The organism is Arthrobacter sp. Marseille-P9274, from assembly GCF_946892675.1.
Taxonomy (GTDB): domain Bacteria; phylum Actinomycetota; class Actinomycetes; order Actinomycetales; family Micrococcaceae; genus Crystallibacter.
The window spans coordinates 1-2,500 of record NZ_CAMPOV010000011.1; the positions used below are offsets into that span (position 1 = coordinate 1).

General features: G+C 58.7%; 1 tRNA gene, 2 rRNA genes and 1 pseudogene (1 of these 4 cut by a window edge). 1 reads left to right on the top strand and 3 read right to left on the bottom strand.

Annotated features, from left to right (window positions below):
* Positions 1–87: 87 nt before the first annotated feature.
* A pseudogene (locus OC550_RS22920) lies at positions 88–986 on the top strand (IS3 family transposase); the annotation flags it as partial.
* A gap of 220 nt (positions 987–1,206) precedes the next feature.
* On the opposite strand, the gene OC550_RS22925 reads toward OC550_RS22920, so the two are convergent.
* From OC550_RS22925 to OC550_RS22935, 3 genes are all read right to left on the bottom strand, one after another.
* A tRNA-Met gene (locus OC550_RS22925) sits at positions 1,207–1,283 on the bottom strand.
* 59 nt (positions 1,284–1,342) lie between these two features.
* A 5S ribosomal RNA gene (gene rrf / locus OC550_RS22930) occupies positions 1,343–1,457 on the bottom strand.
* A 136-nt stretch (positions 1,458–1,593) separates the two neighbouring features.
* Positions 1,594–2,500 (bottom strand): 23S ribosomal RNA (locus tag OC550_RS22935) (it continues 1,912 nt past the right edge of the window).

The following is a 2,500-nucleotide window of genomic DNA, read 5'->3' on the forward strand; positions in this document are numbered from 1 at the left end:
ATAGACATCGGTCCGCTCCTTTCCTCTTCAAGCACCAGCATCATATCCGATGCCGGGGAAAAGGGGCGGGCCATCCCATAAAGCCACCGCGTATTTCGCTCGGGATGCAAAGTGAGATACGCGTTCATTGCCCAGCATCGTGATCACTTTGGCGTGCGGGCAATGTGCCGCTGCCTCGCCGTGCAGCCTAGCATTTTCTATGCTTGGCAGAAGAGCCCGCTGAGCCGGCGGGCTCGGGAGGATCCTCGGCAAACGGAGCTGCTGCGGCGGGCCTGGAACGACAGTGGCAAGGTCTATGGCTACCGCAAGCTGCACGACGACCTGCTGGATCACGGCGAAACCTGCTGCCCGAACCGGGTTGCCAGATTGACCAGATTGGCGGGCATCAAGGCGCAGATCGGCTATAAGCGCCGGCCCGGCAGCCATGGCGGCAAGCCGTCCCTGGCGGTCGACAACACGCTGGACCGCCAGTTCGACGTCGCTGCGCCAGACCGGGCCTGGGTGACGGACATCACCTACATTCGCACCCTGGAAGGCTTCGTCTATCTGGCGGTCGTGATCGACCTGTATTCCCGCCGCGTGGTGGGCTGGTCGATGCAGAGCCGACAGACCACCGATGTGGTGCTGCAGGCGCTGCACATGGCGGTATGGCGGCGCAAGCCGAAGCAACGGGTGCTGATCCACTCCGACCAGGGCTCGCAGTTCACCAGCATGGAGTGGGCCACCTTCATCCGGGCTCACAATCTTGCGCACTCGATGAGCCGACGCGGCAACTGCCATGACAATGCCGTCGCCGAGAGCTTCTTCTCCTCGCTCAAGCGCGAGCGCATCCGGCGCCGCACCTATAAAACCCGCGAGGAAGCCGGCAGGACGTGTTCGATTACGTCGAGATGTTCTACAACCCTGTACGCAAGCAGGTCAGGAACGGGATGCTGTCGCCCGTCGCGTTCGAACGGCTGCAGGTTTTGAAGGCGGAAGGCGTCTAGAAAACTAGGGGCTACTCAGCTCTTTGAGGGCCATGGGGGTATCTCGTGGCGAGGCCGGGATGATACCCACGAAGATACCCCCAAAGGCAAATCGACGTCCTGGCACCGCCGGGGCGGATATGAAGCGTCCTGAGCGTCCGCGACTCGGGCCTAAGCCGCAGGAAACAGGCACAAAAAAGCCGTCTCGGGAGATCCTGAGACGGTTTGGTTGTTGTTGAGTTGGTTGCGGGGGCAGGATTTGAACCTGCGGCCTTCAGGTTATGAGCCTGACGAGCTACCGGGCTGCTCCACCCCGCGACACTGGGTATAGGGGCAAGGACAAGTGAATGGGTTTTTGTATTTTCGCAGACTGTAATGCCTGGCGACGCCCTACTCTTCCACTGCTTGAGCAGTAGTACCATTGGCGCAGTCGGGTTTCACGGCCGAGTTCGGGATGGGATCGGGTGGGACACCGACGCTATGGCCACCAGGCAATAGAGTCTGCGAGAATACGTGCCCCCGCTTGTGGGCGGGGGTTTGGGTTTAAAATCGATGCGTGCACTGGCTGGATTTGCTGACCAGACCCTTTTGCCATCTAGCCCAGGGCTGATGGTGGGGGTGTGGAGCTCTCAAGCGCGAATAGGACAATTAGTATCGGTTAGCTCCATGCGTTACCGCACTTCCACATCCGATCTATCAAGGTCGTGGTCTTCGACCGTCCTGAGAAATCTTATCTTGAGGGAGGCTTCCCGCTTAGATGCTTTCAGCGGTTATCCCGTCCGTACATAGCTACCCTGCTGCGCCGTTGGCACGACGACAGGTACACCAGAGGTACGTTCAACCCGGTCCTCTCGTACTAGGGTCAACTCCTCTCAAATTTCGACGCCCACGGCAGATAGGGACCAAACTGTCTCGCGACGTTCTGAACCCAGCTCACGTACCACTTTAATTGGCGAACAGCCAAACCCTTGGGACCTGCTCCAGCCCCAGGATGTGATGAGCCGACATCGAGGTGCCAAACAACCCCGTCGATATGAGCTCTTGGGGGTTATCAGCCTGTTATCCCCGGCGTACCTTTTATCCGTTGAGCGATGGCCCTTCCACGAGGGACCACCGGATCACTATGACCGACTTTCGTCTCTGCTCGACTTGTCAGTCTCGCAGTCAGGCTGGCTTATGCCATTGCACTCTAACAGACGGTTTCCAACCGTCCTGAGCCAACCTTCGCGCGCCTCCGTTACTCTTTAGGAGGCGACCGCCCCAGTCAAACTACCCGCCACAGAGGGTCCCTGTACCGGTTTCACGGTACGAGGTTAGACATTAAACAACAACAGGGTGGTATTTCACCTATGGCTCCACATCGGCTGGCGCCAATGCTTCAAAGCCTCCCACCTATGCTACACAGTTCTTGTCCAATGCCACTCTGAAGCTGCAGTAAAGGTGCACGGGGTCTTTCCGTCTAACCGCGGGTACTCCGCATCTTCACGGAGAATTCAATTTCGCTGAGCATGTCCTGGAGACAGTGGGGAAGTCGT